The organism is Methylosinus sp. DMC45 (assembly GCF_056313885.1).
In genome coordinates, this window is the sequence record NZ_JBQUZK010000004.1 from 14,323 (window position 1) to 36,510 (window position 22,188).

Below are 22,188 nucleotides of genomic sequence, written 5' to 3' on the forward strand. Positions count from 1 at the left end.
CAATTCGAGAGACACGAGGAGAGAGAACCCATGGTCGATGTCATTCTGCTGGAGCGCGTGGCCAAGCTCGGCCAGATGGGCGACACCGTTCGCGTGCGCGACGGCTATGCGCGCAACTTCCTGCTCGCGCGCGGCAAGGCGCTGCGCGCCACGGAAAGCAACAAGAAGCATTTCGAGACGCAGCGCGCTCAGATCGAGGCGCGCAACCTCACCGCCCGCAAGGAGGCCGAGGCCGTCGCCGAGAAGCTCGAGGGTCAGAGCTTCGTCATCATCCGCCAGGCCGGCGAGAGCGGCCATCTCTATGGCTCCGTGGCCCCGCGCGATATTTCCGACGCGGCGACCGCCGGCGGCTTCTCGCTGAGCCGCAATCAGATCGAGCTGCAGCATCCGATCAAGGCGCTCGGCCTGCATAATGTGCCGGTGCAGCTGCATCCCGAGATCGAGGTGAAGATCATCGTCAACGTCGCCCGCTCCGCCGAGGAGGCCGAGCGTCAGGCGCGCGGCGAGGCCGCCGCCGTCCGCGAGGAGACGACGCTGGACGATCTCGGCCTCGAGGTCGGCGCCGCTCTGGCCGAGGCCGGCGACGTCGAGCTCTGATCGCTCGCGACCGATTCGCTCTATCGAAAAAGGCCGGAGACGCCCGCGTCTCCGGCCTTTTTCATGCCTGAGCGATTCGCCGTGACGAAATTGTCACACTCAAAGGATTTCACGCAGATACGCCATAAGCTGCGCTGTAGCATGTGGAAATGACTCACAAAGTCGCTGCGCGCCGTCCGATCGGCCTTCGCGCGATCTTTGTCATTGGCGCCGCTCTCTCCTTCGGGCAAATTCGCCGCCGTTCTCGAGTGCCTGTCGCAACGCGTTCACGAGCATCGAAGACATCCATCAGAGGCAATGAGGCGAAAGGCCGGGCGGACGTTCCCGCGATTCGGGGGAGCAGTCGACCGGCCGCCTATGGCGCTCGACTCCCTCGCGCGGGAGCGGAGCTCCGGTCCTTCGGCGATGTCCTTCGCGTCGTGATGACCATGCTCCGTCCCGTTTCAGAGAGAGAGATGCTCGACCAGCCCGCCTATCGCACGCCGCCGCACAATATCGAAGCCGAGCAGGCGCTGCTCGGCGCCATATTGGTCAATAATGACGCTTTCGATCGCGTCTCCGATTTCCTGCGCTCCGAGCATTTTTCCGAAGAGCTGCACAGGCGCATCTTCGAGGTCGCGTCGCAGATCATTCGCGCCGGCCGCGTCGCCACCGTGGTGACGCTGAAGACGCATCTCGGCGATGTGGAGCTGCCCGGCGGCGTCACCATGCAGGCCTATCTCGCCCGGCTCGCCCGCGAGGCGACGACGATCATCAACGCCGAGGATTATGGCCGCACGATCCATGATCTCGCGGTGCGGCGCGAGCTGATCGTCATCGGCGAGGATATCGTCAATTCCGCCTTCGACGCGCCGGTCGATCAGGCGCCGCGCCAGCAGATCGAGGAAGCCGAGCGCAAGCTCTATGCGGTGGCCGAGACCGGCCGCTATGACGGCGGCTTTCAGCGTTTCGCCGACGCGCTCTCCACCGCCATGGATATGGCGAGCAGCGCCTATCAGCGCGACGGGCATCTCTCCGGCGTCGCCACCGGGCTCGTCGATCTCGACGAGAAGATGGGCGGGCTGCAGAAGTCAGATCTCATCATCGTCGCCGGCCGTCCCGGCATGGGCAAGACGGCGCTCGCCACCAATATCGCCTTCAACATCGCCAAGGCCTATGTGCCGGAGCAGTTGCCGGACGGCTCGATCAAGGCGGCGAATGGCGGCATCGTCGGCTTCTTCTCGCTCGAAATGTCGGCCGAGCAATTGGCGACGCGCGTCATCGCCGAGCAATCCGGCGTGCCCTCCTACAAGATCCGCCGCGGCGACATAAACGAGGATGATTTCCGCCGCATCGCCGAGGCGGCGCGCGAGATGCAGAGCGTGCCCTTCTTCATCGATCAGAGCGGCGGCATTTCCATCGCCCAGCTCACCGCGCGAGCGCGGCGCTTGAAGCGCCAGCGCGGGCTCGATCTGCTCGTCGTAGACTATCTCCAGCTGCTCTCCGGCTCCAAATCGCGCGGCGACAATCGCGTGCAGGAGCTGACCGAGATCACCACGGGCCTCAAAGCGCTGGCCAAAGAGCTGGCGGTGCCGGTCATCGCGCTCTCGCAGCTCTCGCGTCAGGTCGAGAGCCGCGACGACAAGCGCCCGCAGCTCTCCGACCTTCGCGAATCGGGCTCGATCGAGCAGGACGCCGACGTGGTGATGTTCGTCTATCGCGAGGAATATTATCTGCGCAATCGCGAGCCGCGCGAGGGCACGGAGGAGCATATCGCCTGGCAGAACGAGATGGAGCGCGTGCATGGGCGCGCCGAGGCGATCCTCGGCAAGCAGCGTCACGGCCCCACGGGAACGGTGACGCTCGCGTTCGAGGCGGAGGTGACGCGCTTCTCCAATCTCGCCGAGGAGGACAAGCTGCCGGCGCGCATGTGAGGCGCCGGCGGCCTTTAGAGTGTTTTCGAGCGAAGCGGGAGCCGGTTCGCGTGAAGAAAACGCGGCAGAACAAAGAGGTCTAGCGTGATTCCGGTTCAATCTGAGCCCGACTCACGCTAGGCGACGCGCGTCGCCTCGAAGGCCGGAACCTCGCGCGAAAATGCGTCGAGCCAGGCGAGGAGCGCGGGATATTTCGCGCGCCAAGCGCCTTCGAAACGCAGATCGAGATAGCCGAGCGCTGCGGCGACGGCCACATGGCCGATCGTTGTCGGGCCGGCCGGCGGCGCGGCGTCGAGCGCAGCGAGCGCGCGGTCGAGCTTGCCGCTCTGCAAGGCGATCCAATCGGCGGAGCGCAGCGCCTCCGGCCGTGTGATTTCGTAACGGATCAGCAGTGCGGCGTCGTTCATGCCGTCGCCGAGCGCCTGCAGCGTCAGCGCCGCGATTCGCGCGGCGGGATCGTGCGGAATGAGCTTGCCGCCGGCGAGAAGATCGAAATATTCGCAGATCACACGGCTGTCATAGATGGTCTCGCCGCTGTCGAGGATGAGCACGGGCACCTTGCCGAGCGGGTTTTGCGCGCGCAGCGAATCGGCGGGATTTGTCGTGTCGGCGCCGACGAGCTCGACGCTCGCGCCGAAGCCGAGCAGCTCGGCGACGATGCGGCACTTGCGGGCGTAGGGCGAAGCCGCGGAATAGCGTAGAATGGGCATTGGCTCCCTCACGTCGAAAAAGGCGTCGTCGAGCAATAGGACGTAACGAAGATGACCGCCAGTCCCGAAGAGATCGCCGCCGGCCAAGCCGTCTACACGCCCGCGGTTCTGCGGCTCTACGATCTTCTGGTGCTCGGCCTCTCCAACCGCTTCGTCTGGAAATGTCCGACGCCGCGCCTGCGCGCGCTCTATGACGCGCATGTGTCGGGCAATCATCTCGATGTCGGCGTCGGCACGGGATATTACCTCGACCATTGCCGCTTTCCCGCCGCCGCGCCGCGCGTCGCGCTGATGGATTTGAACGCGGATGCTCTGCGCTTCGCGGCGGCGCGCATCGCGCGCTATTCGCCGGAGAGCTATCGGCGCAATGTGCTGGAGCCGATCGCTTTCGACGCGCCGAAATTCGACTCTGTCGGCGTCAATTATCTGCTGCATTGCCTGCCGGGCGCGATAACGGAAAAGGCCGTCGTCTTCGACCATCTGAAGGCGCTGACGAATGAGGGCGCCGTTTTTTTCGGCTCGACCTTGCTGCAAGGCGGCGTCGAGCGTTCCGGCGCGGCGCGGCGGCTGATGGAATTCTACAATCGCAAAGGCGTGTTCTCGAACAGGGACGACGATCTCGTTGGATTGCGCGATGCGTTCCGGGGGCGCTTCCGCAATGTCGAGATCGACATTGTCGGCTGCGCCGCCGTGTTCGTCGCGCATGATTGACGGATCGCGCGAGCCTTTCGGCTCGCGCCTCCGACGCCGTCACTCGTAGATCGCGCTCAGCACCACATGGAACTTCGCGACCGAATTGCCGATATTCTTCACCTCGTAGTGAATCTCGGTCTCGTCCTTGGTGTCGACCGTCTGCGACTGCGGATTCGGCTTGATCTCCGTCACCGTGTAATGACGCCAAACGCGCGTCACCTCGAGCGAGGTGTCCTGGTTGAAGCCGGTCGCCGTGCTGCCGGTGGCGAAAGGCACGGCCTGCGCGTCCCACACGGCGTTGAAGGGCGAGGCGTTGTTCCACCAGCCATGAACGGTCGCGCCCGGCGCGAGGGTGAGCTCGGTCTTGGTGTCGATGAAAAGCACCTTGGACATTTTCAATCTCCTATCTGAAACCGTCGCGTGAAATCATTGCGATCGGATGCGGAGGAGATTAGTCGCGGCGCGTTCTCATCGCCGTGCGCGCGAGCACAGAGCGCGCCACGAACTCTTCGGCAGTCATTTTCGTCTTCGGCGGAACGCTCATGGAAACATCCTCGTCGCCGAGCGCCTTTGGCGTCACCCTTTCAGATCGTCGAAGGGCACCATCACATGCTGGCGATAGGCCGGCCGCTCGCACAGACGCGCATACCAGGCCTCGACATTGGGGAGCGACGGCCGCTCTATGTCGAGCGAGAAATAGCGAAACAGCGTCGTTCCGGCGGGAATATCGGCGAGCGTCGGCTCGTCGCCGGCGAGGAAAGGACGATCCGCCAGCCAGCTGTCGAGGAAGCGATAATGCTGCGCGCAGCGCGCGACGGCCGCGTTGATCGCCGGCCAGTCGCGCTTTTCCTCCGGCGTGCGGTAATAGCCCATGAACACGCCGTCGACGAAAGGCGGCTGCAGAGTCGTCTGCGCCCAATCCATCCAGCGATCGGGGAAGGAGCGCGTCGCCGGATCCGCCGGCCAGAACGCCTCGCCGCCATGGCGCGCGGCGAGATAGCGCAGAATGGCGTGAGACTCCCACACCACCACGCCCTCGTCGTCGATGACGGGGATGCGGCCATGCGGATTTTTCGCGCGAAACTGCGGATCGTCCAGCCCGCCGAAAGCGCCGCCGAGCGGCACATGGGCGTGATCGAGCGCGAGCTCGCCGACGAGCCACATGACCTTCTGCACATTGAAGGAGTTGCGCCGTCCCCAGATCGTGAGCATGCGTTCGTCTCCTTCTTCGGCAATCTCGGCGTTGCGGCAATCTAGCCCGAGGCGCGGGCGTGCGCCATTGACGTGGGGTTGCGTTTATCGAAGCGGCGTCGCTGCGCGCAACGAGAGCAATTCATGAAAGCAAATTGCGTTTCGCCGAAAATCCCCCGGCGAAACGCTTCTTTGGCCGCGACGAAGGCTCAGGCGGTCTCGCCGCCCGCGTCGCCGGCCGCTTCGTCCTCGCCGGCGTCGGCCAAATGCTCGACCGAGACGACGCGCTCGCCCTCCGCCGTGTCGAAGACGATGACGCCCTGCGTGCCGCGGCCCGCAATGCGTATGCCTTCCACCGGACAGCGGATGAGCTGGCCGCCATCCGTCACCAGCATGATCTCATCGCCGCGCCCCACGGGGAAGGAGGCGACGAGCTTGCCGTTGCGGGCGTTCACCGCCATGGCGACAATGCCTTTGCCGCCGCGGCCGGTGATGCGATATTCGAAGGACGAAGAACGCTTGCCATAGCCGTTCTCGGAAACGGTCAGGATGATCTGCTCGGCCTGCTCCATCTCACGATAGCGCGCCTCGGTCAGCTCGATCGCCGTCGAGGCCTCCTCGGCCTCGGCCGCGCCCTCCTCCGCGCCGTCCGCTCCCGCATTGCGGCGCTGCGCCGCGGCGCGCTTGAGATAGGCGGCGCGCTCGTCGCCGACAGCCTCGAAATGCCGCAGGATCGATAGTGAGATCACGCGGTCGTCGCCAGCGAGCGCTATGCCGCGCACGCCCATCGAGGTGCGCCCCTGGAACACGCGCACGTCGCTGACCGGGAAGCGAATGCACTGCCCCTCGCGCGTCGTCAGCAGAATATCCTCCTGCTCCGCCGCTGTGGCGACATCGACGATGGCCTCGCCTTCATCGAGCTTCATGGCGATGATGCCGGAGCGCCGCACATCGGAGAAGTCCGAGAGCTTGTTGCGGCGCACAGTGCCGCCGGTCGTCGCGAAGATAGCGTCGAGCGTCGCCCAGCTCGATTCGTCCTCCGGCAGCGGCATGATTGTGGTGATGCGCTCGTCCTGCTCCAGCGGCAGCAGATTGACCAGCGCCTTGCCGCGCGCCTGCGGCGCCGCCAGCGGCAGACGCCAGACCTTCTCCTTGTACGCCCTGCCGAGCGAGGAGAAGAACAGCACCGGCGTATGCGTCGAGGCGACGAATAGGCGCTGAACGAAATCCTCTTCCTTCGTCTGCATGCCGGAGCGGCCCTTGCCGCCGCGCCGCTGCGCGCGATAGGTGGAGAGCGGCACGCGCTTGATATAGCCCGCGTGCGAGACGGTGACGACCATATCCTCTCGCGCGATGAGGTCCTCGTCCTCCACATCGCCGTCGCCATCGACGATCTGCGTCCGGCGAGGCGTCGCATAGGCCTCCTTGACCGCGATCATCTCGTCCTTGACGATTCCGAACAGCTTTTCACGCGAGCGCAGAATCTCGAGATATTCGGCGATCTCGGCGGCGAGCTTGTTCAGCGCCTCGGCGATCTCCTCGCGGCCGAGCGCGGTGAGGCGCTGCAGGCGCAGTTCGAGAATGGCGCGCGCCTGCGCCTCGGAGAGGCGAATGGTTCCGTCCTCGGCGAGCACATGGCGCGGATCGGCGATCAGCGCCACCAGCGGCGCCATATCCTTGGCCGGCCAAGCGCGCTCCATAAGCGCCTCGCGCGCGGCGGCGGCGTCGGCCGATGTGCGGATGAGGCGAATGACCTCGTCGATATTGGCGACGGCGATGGCGAGGCCGACCTGCAGATGCGCCGCGTCGCGCGCCTTGGCGAGGCGGAATTTGGTGCGCCGCGTGACGACGCTCTCGCGGAAATCCACGAAGGCGACGAGAACGTCCTTCAGCGTCAGCAGCTCGGGCCGGCCGCCATTGAGCGCGATCATATTGACCGGGAAGCTCGATTGCAGAGCGGTATGCCGCCAGAGCTGGTTCAGCACCACATCCGCCACCGCGTCGCGCTTCAGCTCGACGACGATGCGCATGCCTTGGCGATCGGATTCGTCGCGGAGATCGGAGATGCCCTCGATCTTCTTCTCGCGGACCAGCTCCGCGATGCGCTCGATCAGCGCGGCCTTGTTCACCTGATAGGGAATCTCGGTGAAGATGATCGCCTCGCGCTCCTTGCGGAGCGTCTCGATCTCGGCCTTGGCGCGCATGATGATCGAGCCGCGCCCGGTCGTATAGGCGTTGCGAATGCCGCCGCGGCCGAGAATCGTCGCCGCCGTCGGGAAGTCCGGCCCCGGCACGATCTCCATCAGCTCGGCGACGCCCATGTCGGGCCGGTCGATCAGCGCTATGGCGGCGTCGATCACCTCGCCGAGATTATGCGGCGGAATATTCGTCGCCATGCCGACGGCGATGCCGCCCGCGCCATTGACGAGGAGATTCGGGAAGCGCGCCGGCAGGACCGTCGGCTCCATCTCCTTGTCGTCATAGTTGGGCTTGAAGTCGACCGTGCCTTCGTCGATGTCCTCGAGCAGTGCCAAAGCCGGCTTGGCGAGGCGCGACTCGGTATAGCGCATGGCCGCCGGCGGGTCGTTGTCGACCGAGCCGAAATTACCCTGGCCGTCGATGAGCGGCAGCCGCATGGAGAAGGGCTGCGCCATGCGCACCAGCGCGTCATAGATCGCGGCGTCGCCATGCGGGTGATATTTACCCATGACGTCGCCGACGATGCGCGCCGATTTCACGTAAGGCTTATCGGGCGTATGGCCGTTCTCGTGCATGGAGAACATGATGCGGCGATGCACGGGCTTCAGCCCGTCGCGCACATCGGGCAGCGCGCGGCTCACGATCACGCTCATCGCGTAATCGAGATAGCTGCGCTTCATCTCGTCGGCGATCGAGACCGGGCGAATGTCTGAGCCGTGCGTCGGAGGCTGCGTGTCGTCTGTGTCGTTCTCGGCCAATGGCTCGCCAATCCGCTTCGATCGTCCCGCGCTCCGCGGCGAAATCCTGCCGCGGCAATGTTGCGCCGGCTCTGGGGAAGAGCGCTTCTCGTCGTCGTCCCGTCTCGCCGACAAAGGCGAGGCGGCTTCAGAGTCCGCCGCCTGGGAGAGCGGCGGGACGCGGAGATCGCGCTCGCGGGACGTTTCGAGCGAAGCGCGCCGAGGCAGGCCTGGCGGCAGCCGTCGGCGACGCTCGAAACCGCCGTTTTTCTATAGGCGATTCTCGGCGGCGACGCCAGTTCGCCCCGGCGCGCCGCGTCGCGGTTCTGCTCGAAGAAACACGGGTTTAGAAAAGCTCTTCAAATCTCTTTCGATTCATTTTCGATTCCGGCGTCAGCTCTGCGCCGCGCGCAGCCTGCGTCGCGCGTTCATGACGATCGTCCGCGCGCTGGCGTCGCCGGGCTCCAGCAGCTCCAGCCCGTCGTCCTCGCTCGACTCCCAGGAGTCGGCCACACGTCCCCGAGCCTCCGAATCGACGAGCGCGATCACGCGATTGGACTGCGCCGCCGCCGGCTCTCCCGCGGCCTTGCCGCCGCCGAATCGCGCGCGCAGAGCGGCCGCGACCTCGGTCCAGTCCATCGTCTTCGGCTTTTTGGACGCCGCCTTCTTGGCCGCTTCCTTTGGCGCAGCTTCGGCCTGGGGCGCGGTTTCCGCGGCCTTCTTGGCGCGCAGCGCGGCGAATTTCGTGAGGAGCGGCTCGAGTTTCGCGCGTGCGGCTGCAAGCACGATGGCGAAGCGGCCAGCCGGCGCCGCTTCGACCTCTTGCGGGGCGACGGCTTTGGAGGCGGCCGGCTCGGCCGCCTTGGCGACTGCGGGACCACGCCGCAGATATTTCATCACGAGCAGGCCGGCGAGCGCGACTGCCGCGACCAACGCCTGCCAGAGGGCGAGCGGCGATTCGCTTTCCTCCTGGGCGGGCGGCGCCGCTTCGGCGATCGGCGCCGGAACGGCCTCTGCGGTCGGCGCGTCGCCCTTGGACGTAGCCGCGTCGGACGCATCGGCTTTGGGCGCCTCGACGCCGGCCTCGGGCGCGACAGCTCGCTCGGCCGAAGGCTCCGCCTGGGGCGCGACGGCGGGCTCCTCTGCCGCGACGGGCGCCGCGATCCGAGCCGTCGGCGCGGCGGCGCTTTCCGCCTGGGGCGCTGCAGCGGGAGCCGGCTCGGGAGCCTTCGCGGAGACCGGCTCGCTGTCCAAGATCGGAAGCGGCTCGCGCAGGAAGACCGGAACGGCCGGCGCCGGCTTCGCCGATTCGGCCGGGGCCGCGACAGCGATCTTGGACGCCTCGACGGCTGGAGTGGGAGCCGCGGGCCGTTCGGCCGGACGCGCCTCTTTCCCGGGCTTCGCGGCGACGAGCGGCGCGAGATTCACGATGATGTCGTCATAGCCTTTGCCGCTGGGAGCGCCCAGCTCCTCGATTCGCGTGGCTTCGGGCGCAGGGCGCGCATGGGAGCGGCGCGGCTCGGCGGCGGCGCATCCGATATCGGCGGCCGCGGCCGCCAGCATCAGGCCGCCGGCCGAAAGGCGCGTGAACGGCGTGAAATTCGACCTCATCTGCGAGCTCCGCTGGAATGACGAGGCTTCAGCTTGCCTCGCGGAGTTGAACAAAGCCTTAGCATTGCGATTAACAAAGGGTTGCCGCGCTCATTTTGCGACTCGTTCACGACTGGTTCACTGGCTTTCGCCAATGCTCTCGTCCTCGCTTCGCATTCCGACAGGAGGAAACAAATGAAGCTGAAGCTCGCTTTCATCGCCGTGCTGGCGCTCGCCGGCGTCGCCGCGCCGGCCGCCATGGCCATGCCGCTCGCGCCGCTGTCCGAGGGCGTCGCCGCCGCCCCGCTGACCCAGGAGGCCGGCTGGCGCTGCGGCCCCGGCTGGCATGCGGATCCCTGGGGCCGTTGCGTGCCGAATCGTCGCCCGCCGCCGCCCGCCTATGGCCCGCGTCCCGGATACTATCCGCCGGCCTATGGTCCGCGTCCGGGACACCATCCGCCGGGCTATGGTCCGCGTCCGGGATTCCGCTGCGGCCCTGGCGCGCATCCCAATCAATGGGGCCGCTGCGTTCCGAACCGCTGGTGACCCGCCGCGGCGCGCAGCGCAAGAAAGCATTCACCAGCCTCTTGCCGCGCGCCGCGCGAGGTCTTCCCGTCTCATGCGCAAAGTCTTGCCGTTCGTCGGCAAGTCCTGTATGAGCGGCCTTCTCACGTCGACGTCGAGCTTTCGGCGCCGACGTTCGGGGCCTCGTGGCGGAGTGGCTACGCAGAGGACTGCAAATCCTTGTACGGGGGTTCGATTCCCTCCGAGGCCTCCAGCAGTCAACTCGCTTCCAAGAATTTCAGCAGCTTATGTCTGCCATTTCCCTCACCAGCGGCTTGGCTGCTCGAAAGTGAGGGATTTTTCGGCGGCGGCACGATCAGGTGCATCGCCGCGCGCGCCAGCTTTTTCTGACGCGCCTTGCGCACATATTCTGCGGCCTGCTCAGCCCTCCGCCATCCGAAAATCGCCATGAGCTGATACTCGGTCGCGCCATTCTCGGCGGCGATCGTCGCTCCCGCCTTGCGCAGGCCATGCGCGGAGCAGTGGGGGAGCTTCGCCTCGTCGCACCAATCGCGGAACTTATTGCCGAGGCCCTTGATAGAAAAAGGCTTTTTATATTCCGTTTCAAGAAACGCCGCCGTTCCGACCTCCGGCGTCTGCATCAACGCCTCCGAGAGCGGCTCCAGAATGGGCAGCTCGAGGGAAACCGGGTCTCGGCCTCGATTTTTCACCTGCGTCAGGCGGAGGACCGGGAGGCCCTCTCCATCCTCCCCCACGTTGCGGCGGCCGAACCGGGCGATATCCGAGATGCGTTGCCCAGAAAACAGCAGCAGGGCGAGCGCTAGATAGGCCTTCGAGCCGAGGGGGTGACGGCGCGCAAAATCCGCGACCTCATCAACGGTCCAGGTATGATGACCCTCAGAGCCGGTCCTGAACTTGGCCACATCCCGCGCGGGATTGGTCTCCATCCGCTTCTCCGAGATCGCCCATTTGAAAAGCGGCCCGAGCGTCTTTAGCCGGTGATTGGCGGCCTCCGGCGCGTCGGCCTTTCGATCGCGCAGCAACTTGACGTGCGCCGGAGAAATCTCGCTCACGGGAACATCCGCGAAAATATCCTCGCTCTCCCGGTTCAGCCGCTCGCCGAGCATCGATTCGAGCACGCGCCGGCGCTGCGCCCTGGTCGCATGATTGAGCCGGGTAAAATCGACGGACACCATATAATCGACCACGAGGGCTCGGAACGTTCCCGGCTGGGGTTTGCGGTCGCGGCGCGGCGCCTCGGGCGCATGGCCCGCCGCGCAGAGCGCATATTGTCGCCAAAACTCCTCGGTTCCAGGCCGGGCTGTGATCCGAATGCGCGGCCCATGACCCTTGCGATAATAGACCCTGACATTCCCATGGCGGTCGGGCTCTTCATAGACGTGGCGCGGCAGGGCGTCCCCGTGCCTAGAGTTGGAGCTTTTTCCAGCGGCCATTGTCATTAGACTCTTTCGACTCCTTCACGGCTTTCCGCGGCAGGCGCCGCATCGCCTCGGCGATCTCATCGGCGTCCCAAATGAGCCGGCCTCCGAGCTTACGCGGAATGGGCATGGACCCGTCGTCGACCGCCCTTTGAAAAAGCTCTGGGCTTACCCCGATAAAGGCAGCCGCGCTCTCGACGGAAAGCCCGATCGGATCGCGGGGGCAATGGCGCGCGCGGGTCATGCCGCGCCTCGCAAAAAGGCCTTCGCCTCGGCGTCGAAGCTCCAAACCTCGTCGTGATAGGTGAAATAGGAGACGACATGCTCGCCGGGGCCGAGATCTCCGCCGCAGTTTTTCACCAGCTCGGCGATCGATCCGGAGAGCGTCTCCGAGTCGTAGGGGACGTAGAGCTGGTCCGCTCCTGGCGGCATATCGCGATCAACGGTATAGGAGCTGTCGTCGCGAATGGTGAGCATCGCCTCGCCGAAATCCTCGAGCCGCTCGAAGCGATAGGGCTTCCCATTCTCCAGGGGGAAGGTCGTCGAATCTTTGTCTGCATGGGGGATATCGCTCTCGTCGAGATAGAAGGCGCCGTTGATCTCGACAATCCAATCGTCCGGGCTCTTGCGCGGCGGCGGGGTGTCCTCGTCGCAGAATTCTTGCGGAACATAGCCTTCAGTCATCGTGTCTCCTTTCGGATACGGCTAATTCTGTGGTGATGAGGCTGGCGAGGTCTCTTCGGTGAGATGAGCGACGCCCTCCTCCGAAAGACCTGTCATCTCGACGATTTCAGCGAGCTCGAAGCCAGCGGCGATCAGACGGGCGGCCCTATCGCGCTTTTTCACGTGTTCGGTAAGGCGAGCGGCGATTTGCTCGGCGTAGAAGAGAAATCTCTCTTCCTCGGCCCTTGCCGCACAATGCGGACACGCGATGCGGCGCCGCTTCATGGGATTTGCGCGCCTTCGAAAACCAGATGATCGATGCTGACGCCGCCGGAGCGGCCTTCGATCATCACCACGACGGCGCCATGGCCGAGCGCCCACGCTTCAGAGCGAATGCGCGTATGCTCGGCTTCGCTTTGAGCGAAAGGCCTGATCGGATAATAGATGCATGGCGTTCCGATCGGGGCGCGGACGGAGAAACTCCGCGCAAGTTCTTTGGGCGAAAGATCGACCTTCGCAGGCTCTCCGCCCTCTTCGTCAAGCGGGACATTCTGGAGGTCCTCTGTTGCCGCAAAGCTCCATGCCGTCATGTCGATCTTGTGCTTGTCGGCCCATGCGCGGAGCGTCGCGGCGATCATCTGCTCTAAGTCAGCTTCGGCCTCGGGTGAAAAGCTCGGGAATTCAGCTTCGCCGATCTTTTCTTCGTTGACGACGACGAGCATTTCACGAATTCGCCAGCCTGGAATTTCGAGGTCGTAGTCTTGCTGCTGGCAGCGGGCGATATGCGAATAGCCTTCGCGCTTCGCGTTGGCGATCGCCTCCTCGATTGTATCGCAGGGGTCGTAGTAGGTTTCCTGGTCGTAGGTGCTCCAAAAGCGCCAAGGGTGCTCGGCGCGTGGTGCGATCGTCCCAGCGAGGCCAGCGATCGACGCGATCTGTTCGCCGGCGGCCGCTGTCGGAATAGCTGCGGCTCCGGCTGCCGCCGCTGCTGTTCTGAGAAAGGAACGTCGCGAAACGTCGCTCATTGACTCTGCTCCTATGTGGCGGGCTGCTCGGCGCGACGAATGAAATCGGGCAAGTCCGGCGGAACATCGAAGGCGCGGAGCGGCATGATCGCGCCGACGAATTCCGGGAGCGCCTCGACCTTCACGATCGCCGGCGCGACGCCGTCGCCGAATTTCAGCGCAAGGCTCGGCAGAATGCCGTTGAGCGCGAGCGAAGCGAGTTCGCGAAATGGGCCAAAGACAGAGAAAAGCGACGGCGATAGAAACGCATGCGGAACTATGTCTGCTCTCTTCTCCGAGAACGGCCGTCGCCAGTCCAGCAAGTCGCGATCGTCGAGGCGATAATCTTCCGTTTTCCAATTCTCGTCGGTCGCGGCGCGCACATTTGCGAGCGCCGGCGCATCGAAGTCATCGCTGATGTCGGGATGGTTCATTTGCGGGAACAGGACGGCGCAGCTGTCGAAAAGATGAACGTCTCCGGGCTGCGCCCATTCCGGCAGCTCGATCGTATCTTCGCCTTCATCGAAAATTTCGAGCGGCTTCGCCGGCGCGCAGCGTTCGCGAAAGCGCTTCGGAACCAATGCGCGGAAGGGCTGGCTCGCGCGCCCGTTCGCGTCATGGATGACCGCGAGAGCGCGGCCATCTGTTGCGATCAGCAAGGCTCCGCCGCCCGGCGCTGGCTCGATCAACAGGCCGACACCGCGCGTGAGGCTTCCCTCATCGGCGTCGTCCAGGATGAAGCGCAGAGCGTGGAGATATTTTGCCTTGAAGCGCGCCGTGAGGGGCTTGCGCTTTTCGCGAGCGATTGCCGCGTCAGCCGCCGCGGCGGCCTGTCCGATTGTTCTGGTCACTTCGCATTCTCCGACTTTGCGCGCGAAACCTTCTTGATGACCGCCGCGGCCAATTCGCGATGACGCCGCGCATCGCTCACGAAGCGCGCGGCGGCGTCGAATTGCGGCGCGACGATCGCAATCGATGCTCGGCGTTGCGCCGAGGTAAAAAATTCGGGCGAGAGGATGTGTCCGCTCTCGGCCGGCGCCCTGCTCTCCTTCGCGAAGCGCACGAACATCGGCATGAATTCAGCGAGCATGCGCTCCGCCAAAGTGATCGCGGCGAGAGCATGGTCCAGCGTCTCCAGCCGCATCTTCGGGGTTTCGTGGATGCGTGTCATTCCGCTGCATCTCTCGCCTTGTCGCCGATTTCTCGCCAGGCGAGGCCGAGAAGCACATAGCCGCTCTTCACCTTGCGCTTCGCAGTGACGCCGAGGTCGAAGAGCACGGCGTCTTGCTCATGCGCATCGATGTGAAAATCGGGATTGATGCTCTGGCCGAAGGCCTGCAGATCGGATCGGAAATCCGAGACTGCGTAATTTGCGGCGCCCTCGCTCGGATAGCAGCGCTCGATCAGAAAGCGCGACATGATATGCAGCCCGCGCGTCGCGATGCAGGCCAGCTCGACCTCGCGCGCCCAATTGCGCGCGGCGACGAAGGCCCCGGCGTCGGCCGCGCCCTCCTCCGCCTCCCGCTTATCCGCTTGCGCCTCCTCGGCCGCGACCTCCGCGTAAATCGCCTCGGCCGTCTGGCTTTCCTCATCCGCCTCGATCGCCTCGACCATGGCCTGCGCCGTCGAGCGCGTATCTTGCGCCTCCCTTTCGCAGAGCTTCTCCAGCGCCTCGGGAAGCCATTTGCGGTCCTTGGCGAGGATGGCCGCGCGCTCGACGATCTTCGGCTTGCGCAGCTTGGCGGCGTCCAGCGCGGCGGCCTCTCCGTCGATCGCGCGGATCGCGTCGAGCGCATCCTCTCGCGAAAGGGCTTGGAACAGCGCCTTATAGTCGAGCGCCTCGGCGACGTCGGCTCGCACCGCCCCTAAGCGCTGCGCGAGCGTGGCGAAATTCTGCAGCTGCGCAGGCTTCACATCGGCAAAGCAAATCGTGCGCGCCACCAGCTCGGCGAAGGCGGCGGTGAGATCGGCGAGCGGGCTCGTCGCGACAATGGCGAGCGCGGTCGAAAAATGCGAGGGCTCGAGGCGCTGTAGCAGATCATGGCGCGGCGGCTCCGGCGGATCATCGAATGTCGTGCGCAGCCCAACTCCGACGCAGCCATGCGAGCAGCCGAGCGCGGCCGTGGCGAGCGCCAGCGCTAAATAAGGATTGCGCGCCGTCGATCGCGCGAGGCCGCCGCCGAGCGCATCGCGGATGATCTCTTCCGCTTCCTTGCCGCCGGGCGGCGGCGGGATCGCCGGCGGCTCCGGCTCGCCGCGCTCTCGCGTCTTCGCAATCTCGCCGTCCTTCGTGCGCGAGAACGTCGGCGCGGCGCTCTCCTCCTCCTCGAGCTCCTCCTCGGGCTCCGCCTGGGGGACGGCGCGGATGATCTCGAGGCGGCCTTCGCTGTCCAGCTCGGCGCGCACGCCGAGCGTCGCGCGCTGCTTCTTCGACACGGCGCGGAGAAACGCGCGAAGGTCGATATCTTCGGCTTCCTTATCGAGCGCGAGGCGACGATCGCCGTCCGCGCACTCGCGACATTCGGCGCGAATGGCGTCGATGCGGCGCTCTTCCTTGGCTGTGTAGTCGGGCTCGATCGGGAGAGGATCGGGATCGGCGCCGCCCTCGATCTCCGCGCGGCCCCAGCCCTCTTGTTGCATGATCTCTTCGGCGGCCTCGAGCAAATAGCCGTCGGCGTAATTCCTCGCGATCGTGCGGTCGAGCAAGATCGTCTCTTCCGAGAATAGACTCTCTTCGATGCGCCCGCCCAAAAGCTCGTAGCTGGCGCGCCGCGCCGGCTCGCCGAGAATGAATTTCGCGAGCGCCTCATGCGCGCCGACGCCCTCGCGCCGCAGCGCCTTGCGCACGAAATAGAGCTGCGGCGCGTCATTGCAGCCGTCGAGAACGGCGTCCTGCGCCTCGATCGTGCCGCCCGTGAAGACCTCCGCGAGATCGCGGCTGATTTTGCCGTCGCGCCACAGAGCGCGGACGCGCGGGCTCAAGCGCCCGAGCGCGAGGCGTTGCCTCACATGTCGATCGGTCAAGGCGAAGTCGCGCGCGATCGTCGGAATATCGAAGCCGGCCTTTTCGAGGTCCGCAAAGGCCTCGAACTCTTCGACGGGGTGAAGGGGCTTTTGGCCAACGGCTTCGGCGAGCGCGGCCTCGCGCGCCTCCGCGTCCGAGCCTTTGAAGACCCGGACGCGCACGATGCGCACGTATGCGGGCGCATTCGACTCGAGCAGGCGCAGAGCGCGCCATCGACGGCCCCCGGCCAAGACTGCATAGGTGCTTTCATACGGGACCGGGCAAACGAGGATCGGATGCAAGAGCCCGCACGCGTGGATCGTCGCCGCGAGCGTCGAGACGTCGCTGTCCATGTCCTGGCGCGGATTGAGCGGCGACAGGCGCGTGATGAGGGATAGCGGCAGCTCTTCGTCAATGATCTCGCTCATCGGACGTCCTTTTCCAAAAAGGCCAGGCGGGGCAGAGAGACCGTGACGGTGGGCGTTCCGTCATATCGACGGCTCGTGCACAGCGCGTCCGGACGCTCCTTGGAGATCGCGCGGATTTCCGGCACGGGGCGCGCGGCGCAGGAAATCTTGGCGCGGCGTCGCGCCGGGCTGGCGGCGGCGAGGCGCTCGCGCGGGCCGTGCGGGCGCGGCGGCTTGGTGAAATCATCCGGGCTCATGCGGCGCTCCTCTGCTCGACGATGGCGCGCGGCCGCGGCGCGGCGGCCTGCTCCGGCTGGCCGAGGGCGAGCGCATCGGCGAGCCCAAAAACGCGAGCGTGGCGCGCCAAATGGCGGATGCGCGGCGCGAGACGGATGGCCTCGCGAAGCGATAGAGTGTGATCGGCGATGAGATGGCGGAGCAGAGCCGCCTCGTCGTCGAGGTCCAGCGTCGCGGGGATGGAAGCGACGGCGCATCGGATGATGATGAAATCGCTATCAGGGGGAATGTCGCGCATGGCGAGCCTCGAGGGCTAAAGGGGCAAATGGTCGCGAAGCGACGCAGTGACGTGATGATGGTCGACGCGATTGCGATCGCGCTGCGACAGCTTGGAAAAATGAAGCATCATCTCGACGCCTGCGGCCTGAAGATCGGCGCAATGACGCTGGTAATTGTCGATGGTCGCGCGATGCGTCGCGTTGAGGCGCTGAAGTTCTTCCGTCGCGGCGTTGGCGAGCGCGAGATCATGCGCGAGCTTCGCCTCGCGCTCTCCCGCTGCGGCGAGCTGCGCATTGCGCTGCTCGGCGTCGCGCTGTGCGGACTCGTAATATTCACGATATTGGAGCAGCGTTTCGTCGCGCTTCGTCAGCTCGATCTGCAGGGCTTCGATCAGCTCATGATCCTCGGCCGATCCGGCCCATGAGCGCAGCTCGTCGCGCAAGGTCGCGAGGATCGCATCGCGCAGCGCGACGTAGCTTTTATGCTTGTCGTGGTTGCTGGCGCGCAGCCTATCGACCTCGAGGTTCAGCTCGGCGATGCGAGCGTCAGCGGCGCGCTGGTCCGCGCGACGCTCGTCCAGCTCGTCGCGCCAGATCGTCTGATTTTTTGCGAACTCGGCGCGCTCGGCCTCGCGCTCGACGCGGCGCGTCTCCATTTCTTCGGCAAAGACGGCGCGAATGGCGATGCCGTGATTGTATTTGTCCAGCAGCTCAGGGCGAAGCTCGTTGAAAAGCGCTTGGTATAGCTCCGTGTAGATCGCGCCCTTCATCGCAGAACCCCGTCGGTCGCGATCTCGGCGCCGCCGGAACGCAGGATATGCGAGCGTTCGAGGGTGTTGGCGATGTTGCGGGATTTGGCGGCGGCGCGAAGGCTCGAGCCATTGGCGTGATTGGAAATCGCCGTCTCGACGACGACGGCGCGGAGCAGCTCCACCTCCTGCTCGGCGTTGCAACACTCGGCGAGGGCGCGGCCGAGACGGCGGGCCAGGTCGGCGTTTTCGCGCATCGCCTCGGCGATCGAGGCTTCCAGCGCCGCGATGCGAGCGGCCTGCGCCTGCGTGCTGGTTTCCGCGAGCGAGCGCTCGGCCGTGTCGAGCGCCTCCGCCATTTTCGCGACGCGGCGGCGGCGCGCCGATGCGCCGGATTTGCGGCGCTTCGTCGCGCGCCGCGCGGACGCGGCTGCGGTTTCGGGCGCGGCTGTCTGGGGTTTGGATTTGGGCGGTCGGGACATATCGGCTCCATCGTCCGCCCCGAAGCGGGGGCGTGGCGATGAAGATTGCGGTAATATTACCGACTGTCAATAGCGAACAAGGTAAAATTACCTACATCGTCCGAATTAGATCGAAAGCCCCTTGTCGTGCCAATGGAGAAGGTCGTCCATTGCCGCGAGCGCCAGCTTGCCATTCGAGGCCGCGGCAGCCTCGCGCGCCTCGGTCGTGAAGCGCGACGTCGTGACGAATATCCCGCGCCAGGCGCGGAACTGCTCGATCGCGCCCCAAAACTGCTGGACCTCCCGGCGCCCTACCGCATTTTCGACAGCGTAGCGCTTGCACTGCACGACGATCGCCCCCGCCGGATGACGAGCGACGCCGTCAATGCCCATGTCGCCGGAACGGCGCGTTACGAAAGAGACCATGCCGGCGTCGCGAAAAAACGACATGACATGACTTTCAAAGGCGTAAGGGTCCATCGATAGCAAAGCGCTCGCCACTGCGTCGGCCTCGTCCGGCATGGCGGCGCGCCTCGGCTCTTCCGGCGCCGACTGTTCGCCGCGGGCGATGGCCGAGCGGATCGCCTCCATGACGTCATCGCGGGCGAGAAACTCCGCCACCGAAACGAGATACGCGCTCGCCGGGCGGCCTCTCGTCAGCGCATCGATGATCGAGGTGACGCCCGCCGAGCCGAGGAAAATCAGGACGATGACGGGAACGCCGATCGCGCTGCCGAAGGCGGCGACGCCTGCGCCCTGCAATCCCACAAAAGGGGCGGCGATCAGGGTCGCCGGCAGCGCGAGTCGCACGGGAAGCGGCAAGTCGCGATAGGTTTTCGCGCCCGCGAGCGCCGAGTCGAAAGCGAGCGCCAGAATGCGCTTTCCTTCGATCATCTTATAAATCTCGGCGAATTTCGATGCTGTCGCTCGATCTGAGGCCAGAATATCTCGGCAGCGCCCGAGCCATCCTATAATTTCCGAGCGTTCCGTCTCGCCCGCGATGGCGGCGATCGCTTTGGCGATGCGCTCGGCGAGCTGGCGGCGCGTCTGGTCTATGCTGGCGAACATCGAAACTCCGAAGCGACAAAAATCAATGAAATCCGGGCGTCATCTCTCGAACGCGCGCCGCCCATAGAATCGCCACGTCATAGATGGGCGGCTCGGTGTTCGACAAAAGAGTATGCTTTCCCGGCAGCTGCCCGCGGATGATCTTCTTGACCAGCACGCGACCATCGTCGAGCCCGACAATGCAGAGCCGATTGATGAGGTCCGCGTCGACCGCTTCCCGGCGTCCGTCGCAGAACAAAAACCAGCGATCGAAAAGCGGTCCGAGCGAATCGCCTTGGATTTCGACCGCGAATGTATGCGAGTCGAACGGCGGCGGCGGCTCTATCCATCTGTCGCCATCCTGCCCGTCGGCATAGAGGATCGCCGCCGAGCCTGCGCGCACGACGCCGGCAAGCCGAATCTGCGCGCTGGCCTCGACGTCCTCGGGGCCGGTTTCGTCGGCGAGCCATGCGACAGTCGTTCGCAAAACCGGCGCGAGCGCGGCGAGCGTTGTCGTGGTGATCCCACTACGTTTGCCGTCTTTCACCGCCCTTTGCAGATTCCGAATGGCGTCAGGCTTCCCCGCACGCTTGGAGGCCGCCGACGGGGATAGGTCGACTGCCTTCAGGCGCCGCTCGATCCGGCGAAGTATGGCCTTCAAATCCATACGGTATTTTTACCTGACTCGCGAAATTGGGACGATCGGTAATTTAACCGTTGCAAACTGCGGTATAATTACCTATGGCTGCGCTATGGCCACGGAACACGACCTCATTGCCCTAGCCGACGCCTATGCCGCCCTAACGGGCACAAGCGAGACGACGATCAGCTGTCGCGTGTTCGGCGACAGTAAGAAGCTGGCGGCTATCCGGCGCGGAAAAGACATAACCCTTCGGCGGTTCAACGCGGCGGTCCAATGGTTTGCCGACAATTGGCCGGCTGAGGCGGAATGGCCAAACGGCGCTCTGCTTCCAAATCGCTCCCCCTCCCCTTTTCCCGCCGAGGCCGACGCATGATCTCGGAAATGTCGCCATTAAGTAGCCAGCTGGTCGCCGTCGAGCGCGGCATGCAGCAATCCGTTCTGCTCGCTTTCGACGTCGAGGGCGGCAAGCGGCTAGCGCTGCGCCTGTCGATCGAGGACGCCCACGCCCTGCTCGAAGCCGTCGGCCATGTCGCCGACGGCCGCGCCCTGCGCTCGTCCGTCAAGCGCGAAAGCGAGGGGTGAGTGCAATGAGCCTTTTCACCGGGCCGCCTTCGTCGGAAATCTGCCGAGCTACCACAGGGGAGGTTATTCTCTCGCCTCGCCAGCAGGCCGAAGTCTCCCGGCTACTCCATCGTGAAACAGCCGTATGTCGGTCTCGATCATATCGTAGAATTTTCGATTTGCTTCGATCTCCTGGCCTGCTGCGCGCGAAAGTCCAGCGATCACCTGTTCGAAAAACAGGAATGCTGCGCCTCGTGGGTCTGGCGATGTCGCAAATCCTTCGGCTAACACGCTGCGCAGGATCATCTCTATCGCTTTTATTTGCGCTAATAGCTGCAAATATCTCTCGTCATCCATGGGCCGTCTCCAAATTGCGCATACCCACGAGATATGGCCGCGCCCTGCATTCCTTCGTCAAGCGCGAAGGCGGCGGCACATGACGGGCATGTCGCGTCCTTATCGCGCCTCGGCGCTTCCCTCTTCGCGCGGGTCCCCCGCTCTTTCCTGCGCGTTGCGACCGGCCGCCGTAAGCGGCCGCGTAGCCCTCCTTGGGCGTTTCCTCCCTAACTCCCCCGAGGCTTCGGCCTCGGGGCCTTTTGCGTCTCGCGTTCATTGCGTTCCCCGGCGCGCGCCAACGCGCCGTCTCGTTTCGTCTCGTCACAAATTCAGGCCGATGCGGCGCGCCAACGCCGCGGCGGCGATCTAGGGCCTCGGGCAAGATGCGAATTCTCGACGACTTCTCCATCTCCCCAACCCCCTCGATGCATGCAGCATCGGGGGGTTCAGTGAGAAGAGATTCGTCGAGAAGTGGAAAGTTTTCTCGTGATGCGCGCCGCTTTTCCCGCGCGCTCGACGGCGCCGCGCGCGACCGTGTGAGCGACTTTCTGCGCCAAGCGCATCCGTCGAAAACCGGCGAGTGGGTCGAGGATCGCACGGGCGGCGCGGTCTCCGCCATGCGTGTCCGCAAATGGCTCGCGGGCGCGTCGGCGCCCGACTTTTTCGCGTTGCTGCACCTGATCCGCGCTTATGGCGCGGATTTTCTCGTCTTCGTCATTGGCGATGCGCCCGAGAGTCTACTCGAGGCCGCGATCGCTGAACGGCGTGCGCGTTACCTCGAGAGCGTTCGAAAGCTCGAGGAAGAGTTCGAGTCACTGTCCAGTCGGTAGTTCCGAGTTCGGCTCACTCGAACACTGAGAGACTTCTCATGCGCAAATTCTGGCTGCGCGCGGCTCTTGCCGCGTCGCTTTTGCGCGGCCTGTGCTTTGGCTGCGCCTTTGCCGTGTCCCGGCCGTTTCGCGCCGTGGGACGCAAGGCCGATCGCATCGTCATCGCTTGCCACGCGCGGGCCGCGGCGATCTCCCGCGCCGATTTGCCGCTCGCCTCCGCGTCGATTTGGAGTGTCGATAGCGTTCAGCAGCTCTCGCCGGACGAACTTCGCCGCTATCGTGAGGCGACGACGCGCCGCTATCGCGAGACCGCGATCGGCCCGGCGCCGCGCGACGACGTCGCCGCGCAATATATCGACGCGAGGTCGCTGTGA

At 65.1% G+C, this 22,188-nt stretch carries 27 protein-coding genes, 1 tRNA gene and 2 pseudogenes; 10 read left to right on the plus strand and 20 right to left on the minus strand.

All coding sequences use genetic code 11. The annotated features are described in order from the left end of the window. The first annotated feature begins 30 nt into the window (after positions 1–30). Positions 31–597, plus strand: a complete 567-nt coding sequence (gene rplI, locus ACT53T_RS01965) for a 50S ribosomal protein L9 (RefSeq protein WP_400767698.1) — start codon at positions 31–33, stop codon at positions 595–597. Positions 598–1,019: 422 nt separating this feature from the next. Then, positions 1,020–2,510 carry a replicative DNA helicase gene (locus tag ACT53T_RS01970; RefSeq protein WP_476159739.1) on the plus strand — a complete coding sequence of 497 codons (1,491 nt, stop codon included), beginning with the start codon at positions 1,020–1,022 and terminating at the stop codon, positions 2,508–2,510. A gap of 116 nt (positions 2,511–2,626) precedes the next feature. On the opposite strand, the gene ACT53T_RS01975 is transcribed toward ACT53T_RS01970, so the two are convergent. Beyond that, the gene (locus ACT53T_RS01975; RefSeq protein ID WP_476159740.1) at positions 2,627–3,220 is read right to left on the minus strand and encodes a glutathione S-transferase N-terminal domain-containing protein; all 594 of its coding nucleotides are present in this window, start codon (positions 3,218–3,220) and stop codon (positions 2,627–2,629) included. A gap of 51 nt (positions 3,221–3,271) precedes the next feature. On the opposite strand from ACT53T_RS01975, the gene ACT53T_RS01980 reads away from it, so the two are divergent. Then, a complete protein-coding gene (locus ACT53T_RS01980) occupies positions 3,272–3,931 on the plus strand; it encodes a class I SAM-dependent methyltransferase (protein ID WP_476159742.1) in 660 nt (219 codons plus the stop codon). Positions 3,932–3,970: 39 nt separating this feature from the next. Here the strand turns inward: ACT53T_RS01980 and ACT53T_RS01985 are convergent, their stop codons facing one another. From ACT53T_RS01985 to ACT53T_RS02000, 4 genes are all read right to left on the minus strand, one after another. After that, positions 3,971–4,306: a hypothetical protein gene (locus ACT53T_RS01985; protein ID WP_476159743.1), complete on the minus strand. Its 336-nt coding sequence runs from the start codon at positions 4,304–4,306 to the stop codon at positions 3,971–3,973. Positions 4,307–4,489: 183 nt separating this feature from the next. Further along, positions 4,490–5,125 (minus strand): glutathione S-transferase family protein, encoded by a 636-nt coding sequence (locus ACT53T_RS01990; RefSeq protein ID WP_476159744.1) that lies wholly within the window; start codon positions 5,123–5,125, stop codon positions 4,490–4,492. Between the two features lie 188 nt (positions 5,126–5,313). Then, positions 5,314–8,061, minus strand: a complete 2,748-nt coding sequence (gyrA, locus tag ACT53T_RS01995) for a DNA gyrase subunit A (RefSeq protein ID WP_476159746.1) — start codon at positions 8,059–8,061, stop codon at positions 5,314–5,316. A gap of 372 nt (positions 8,062–8,433) precedes the next feature. Then, entirely contained in the window at positions 8,434–9,651 is a 1,218-nt protein-coding gene (locus tag ACT53T_RS02000) for a hypothetical protein (RefSeq protein WP_476159748.1), read from the minus strand. A gap of 174 nt (positions 9,652–9,825) precedes the next feature. Here ACT53T_RS02000 and ACT53T_RS02005 point away from each other — a divergent pair. The 3 genes and pseudogenes from ACT53T_RS02005 to ACT53T_RS02015 form a co-directional block, all read left to right on the plus strand. Further along, positions 9,826–10,089, plus strand: a pseudogene (locus tag ACT53T_RS02005) (GCG_CRPN prefix-to-repeats domain-containing protein); the annotation flags it as partial. Between the two features lie 27 nt (positions 10,090–10,116). Then, positions 10,117–10,176 (plus strand): annotated as a pseudogene (locus tag ACT53T_RS02010) (GCG_CRPN prefix-to-repeats domain-containing protein); the annotation flags it as partial. 158 nt (positions 10,177–10,334) lie between these two features. After that, a tRNA-Cys gene (locus ACT53T_RS02015) sits at positions 10,335–10,408 on the plus strand. A gap of 4 nt (positions 10,409–10,412) precedes the next feature. On the opposite strand, the gene ACT53T_RS02020 is transcribed toward ACT53T_RS02015, so the two are convergent. From ACT53T_RS02020 to ACT53T_RS02085, 14 genes are all read right to left on the minus strand, one after another. Further along, on the minus strand, positions 10,413–11,351 hold the full coding sequence (locus ACT53T_RS02020; RefSeq protein WP_476159749.1) for a tyrosine-type recombinase/integrase: 939 nt from the start codon (positions 11,349–11,351) through the stop codon (positions 10,413–10,415). A gap of 229 nt (positions 11,352–11,580) precedes the next feature. Beyond that, positions 11,581–11,838: a helix-turn-helix transcriptional regulator gene (locus tag ACT53T_RS02025; protein WP_476159750.1), complete on the minus strand. Its 258-nt coding sequence runs from the start codon at positions 11,836–11,838 to the stop codon at positions 11,581–11,583. Further along, a complete protein-coding gene (locus ACT53T_RS02030; protein WP_476159751.1) occupies positions 11,835–12,278 on the minus strand; it encodes a hypothetical protein in 444 nt (147 codons plus the stop codon). Before ACT53T_RS02030 ends, ACT53T_RS02025 begins: the two co-directional genes overlap by 4 nt. A 21-nt stretch (positions 12,279–12,299) precedes the next feature. Next, on the minus strand, positions 12,300–12,542 hold the full coding sequence (locus ACT53T_RS02035) for a hypothetical protein (RefSeq protein WP_476159752.1): 243 nt from the start codon (positions 12,540–12,542) through the stop codon (positions 12,300–12,302). Next, positions 12,539–13,282 carry a twin-arginine translocation signal domain-containing protein gene (locus tag ACT53T_RS02040; RefSeq protein WP_476159754.1) on the minus strand — a complete coding sequence of 248 codons (744 nt, stop codon included), beginning with the start codon at positions 13,280–13,282 and terminating at the stop codon, positions 12,539–12,541. The genes ACT53T_RS02035 and ACT53T_RS02040 overlap by 4 nt, the downstream gene beginning before the upstream one ends. An 11-nt stretch (positions 13,283–13,293) precedes the next feature. Next, the gene (locus ACT53T_RS02045) at positions 13,294–14,112 is read right to left on the minus strand and encodes a hypothetical protein (protein WP_476159755.1); all 819 of its coding nucleotides are present in this window, start codon (positions 14,110–14,112) and stop codon (positions 13,294–13,296) included. After that, positions 14,109–14,432, minus strand: coding sequence for a hypothetical protein (locus tag ACT53T_RS02050; RefSeq protein WP_476159756.1), 324 nt, complete (start codon positions 14,430–14,432; stop codon positions 14,109–14,111). The genes ACT53T_RS02045 and ACT53T_RS02050 overlap by 4 nt, the downstream gene beginning before the upstream one ends. Continuing rightward, positions 14,429–16,693, minus strand: a complete 2,265-nt coding sequence (locus ACT53T_RS02055) for a ParB/RepB/Spo0J family partition protein (RefSeq protein WP_476159757.1) — start codon at positions 16,691–16,693, stop codon at positions 14,429–14,431. Before ACT53T_RS02055 ends, ACT53T_RS02050 begins: the two co-directional genes overlap by 4 nt. Then, complete coding sequence (locus tag ACT53T_RS02060) at positions 16,690–16,929, minus strand: hypothetical protein (RefSeq protein WP_476159758.1); 240 nt, start codon at positions 16,927–16,929, stop codon at positions 16,690–16,692. The genes ACT53T_RS02055 and ACT53T_RS02060 overlap by 4 nt, the downstream gene beginning before the upstream one ends. Then, positions 16,926–17,207, minus strand: coding sequence for a hypothetical protein (locus ACT53T_RS02065; protein WP_476159759.1), 282 nt, complete (start codon positions 17,205–17,207; stop codon positions 16,926–16,928). Before ACT53T_RS02065 ends, ACT53T_RS02060 begins: the two co-directional genes overlap by 4 nt. 15 nt (positions 17,208–17,222) lie before the next feature. Further along, positions 17,223–17,957, minus strand: coding sequence for a hypothetical protein (locus ACT53T_RS02070; RefSeq protein ID WP_476159760.1), 735 nt, complete (start codon positions 17,955–17,957; stop codon positions 17,223–17,225). After that, complete coding sequence (locus ACT53T_RS02075; protein WP_476159762.1) at positions 17,954–18,418, minus strand: hypothetical protein; 465 nt, start codon at positions 18,416–18,418, stop codon at positions 17,954–17,956. Before ACT53T_RS02075 ends, ACT53T_RS02070 begins: the two co-directional genes overlap by 4 nt. A gap of 105 nt (positions 18,419–18,523) precedes the next feature. After that, positions 18,524–19,465 carry a restriction endonuclease gene (locus ACT53T_RS02080; RefSeq protein ID WP_476159763.1) on the minus strand — a complete coding sequence of 314 codons (942 nt, stop codon included), beginning with the start codon at positions 19,463–19,465 and terminating at the stop codon, positions 18,524–18,526. A 22-nt stretch (positions 19,466–19,487) separates the two neighbouring features. Then, positions 19,488–19,991: a hypothetical protein gene (locus ACT53T_RS02085; protein WP_476159765.1), complete on the minus strand. Its 504-nt coding sequence runs from the start codon at positions 19,989–19,991 to the stop codon at positions 19,488–19,490. Between the two features lie 103 nt (positions 19,992–20,094). On the opposite strand from ACT53T_RS02085, the gene ACT53T_RS02090 reads away from it, so the two are divergent. Further along, positions 20,095–20,460 carry a hypothetical protein gene (locus ACT53T_RS02090; protein WP_476159766.1) on the plus strand — a complete coding sequence of 122 codons (366 nt, stop codon included), beginning with the start codon at positions 20,095–20,097 and terminating at the stop codon, positions 20,458–20,460. Further along, entirely contained in the window at positions 20,457–20,669 is a 213-nt protein-coding gene (locus tag ACT53T_RS02095) for a hypothetical protein (RefSeq protein WP_476159768.1), read from the plus strand. Before ACT53T_RS02090 ends, ACT53T_RS02095 begins: the two co-directional genes overlap by 4 nt. Before the next feature lie 63 nt (positions 20,670–20,732). Here the strand turns inward: ACT53T_RS02095 and ACT53T_RS02100 are convergent, their stop codons facing one another. Continuing rightward, the gene (locus ACT53T_RS02100) at positions 20,733–21,005 is read right to left on the minus strand and encodes a hypothetical protein (protein ID WP_476159769.1); all 273 of its coding nucleotides are present in this window, start codon (positions 21,003–21,005) and stop codon (positions 20,733–20,735) included. Positions 21,006–21,367: 362 nt separating this feature from the next. Here ACT53T_RS02100 and ACT53T_RS02105 point away from each other — a divergent pair, with 362 nt between their 5' ends. Together ACT53T_RS02105 and ACT53T_RS02110 are read left to right on the plus strand one after the other, a co-directional pair. After that, positions 21,368–21,814 carry a hypothetical protein gene (locus ACT53T_RS02105; protein WP_476159770.1) on the plus strand — a complete coding sequence of 149 codons (447 nt, stop codon included), beginning with the start codon at positions 21,368–21,370 and terminating at the stop codon, positions 21,812–21,814. Between the two features lie 38 nt (positions 21,815–21,852). Further along, positions 21,853–22,188, plus strand: a complete 336-nt coding sequence (locus ACT53T_RS02110; protein ID WP_476159772.1) for a hypothetical protein — start codon at positions 21,853–21,855, stop codon at positions 22,186–22,188.

Coding starts and splice junctions, on each gene's coding strand:
- rplI (WP_400767698.1), top strand. CDS start 31: ATGGTCGATGTCATTCTGCTGGAGCGCGTGGCCAAGCTCGGCCAGATG.
- ACT53T_RS02000 (WP_476159748.1), bottom strand. CDS start 9,651: ATGAGGTCGAATTTCACGCCGTTCACGCGCCTTTCGGCCGGCGGCCTG.
- ACT53T_RS02050 (WP_476159756.1), bottom strand. CDS start 14,432: ATGACACGCATCCACGAAACCCCGAAGATGCGGCTGGAGACGCTGGAC.
- ACT53T_RS02055 (WP_476159757.1), bottom strand. CDS start 16,693: ATGAGCGAGATCATTGACGAAGAGCTGCCGCTATCCCTCATCACGCGC.
- ACT53T_RS01975 (WP_476159740.1), bottom strand. CDS start 3,220: ATGCCCATTCTACGCTATTCCGCGGCTTCGCCCTACGCCCGCAAGTGC.
- ACT53T_RS02025 (WP_476159750.1), bottom strand. CDS start 11,838: ATGACCCGCGCGCGCCATTGCCCCCGCGATCCGATCGGGCTTTCCGTC.
- ACT53T_RS02020 (WP_476159749.1), bottom strand. CDS start 11,351: ATGGTGTCCGTCGATTTTACCCGGCTCAATCATGCGACCAGGGCGCAG.
- ACT53T_RS02065 (WP_476159759.1), bottom strand. CDS start 17,207: ATGCGCGACATTCCCCCTGATAGCGATTTCATCATCATCCGATGCGCC.
- ACT53T_RS02060 (WP_476159758.1), bottom strand. CDS start 16,929: ATGAGCCCGGATGATTTCACCAAGCCGCCGCGCCCGCACGGCCCGCGC.
- ACT53T_RS01985 (WP_476159743.1), bottom strand. CDS start 4,306: ATGTCCAAGGTGCTTTTCATCGACACCAAGACCGAGCTCACCCTCGCG.
- ACT53T_RS02070 (WP_476159760.1), bottom strand. CDS start 17,957: ATGAAGGGCGCGATCTACACGGAGCTATACCAAGCGCTTTTCAACGAG.
- ACT53T_RS01970 (WP_476159739.1), top strand. CDS start 1,020: ATGACCATGCTCCGTCCCGTTTCAGAGAGAGAGATGCTCGACCAGCCC.
- ACT53T_RS02090 (WP_476159766.1), top strand. CDS start 20,095: ATGGCCTTCAAATCCATACGGTATTTTTACCTGACTCGCGAAATTGGG.
- ACT53T_RS02100 (WP_476159769.1), bottom strand. CDS start 21,005: ATGGATGACGAGAGATATTTGCAGCTATTAGCGCAAATAAAAGCGATA.
- ACT53T_RS02080 (WP_476159763.1), bottom strand. CDS start 19,465: ATGTTCGCCAGCATAGACCAGACGCGCCGCCAGCTCGCCGAGCGCATC.
- ACT53T_RS02075 (WP_476159762.1), bottom strand. CDS start 18,418: ATGTCCCGACCGCCCAAATCCAAACCCCAGACAGCCGCGCCCGAAACC.
- ACT53T_RS01980 (WP_476159742.1), top strand. CDS start 3,272: ATGACCGCCAGTCCCGAAGAGATCGCCGCCGGCCAAGCCGTCTACACG.
- ACT53T_RS02105 (WP_476159770.1), top strand. CDS start 21,368: ATGCGAATTCTCGACGACTTCTCCATCTCCCCAACCCCCTCGATGCAT.
- ACT53T_RS02040 (WP_476159754.1), bottom strand. CDS start 13,282: ATGAGCGACGTTTCGCGACGTTCCTTTCTCAGAACAGCAGCGGCGGCA.
- ACT53T_RS02110 (WP_476159772.1), top strand. CDS start 21,853: ATGCGCAAATTCTGGCTGCGCGCGGCTCTTGCCGCGTCGCTTTTGCGC.
- ACT53T_RS02095 (WP_476159768.1), top strand. CDS start 20,457: ATGATCTCGGAAATGTCGCCATTAAGTAGCCAGCTGGTCGCCGTCGAG.
- ACT53T_RS02030 (WP_476159751.1), bottom strand. CDS start 12,278: ATGACTGAAGGCTATGTTCCGCAAGAATTCTGCGACGAGGACACCCCG.
- ACT53T_RS01990 (WP_476159744.1), bottom strand. CDS start 5,125: ATGCTCACGATCTGGGGACGGCGCAACTCCTTCAATGTGCAGAAGGTC.
- ACT53T_RS02035 (WP_476159752.1), bottom strand. CDS start 12,542: ATGAAGCGGCGCCGCATCGCGTGTCCGCATTGTGCGGCAAGGGCCGAG.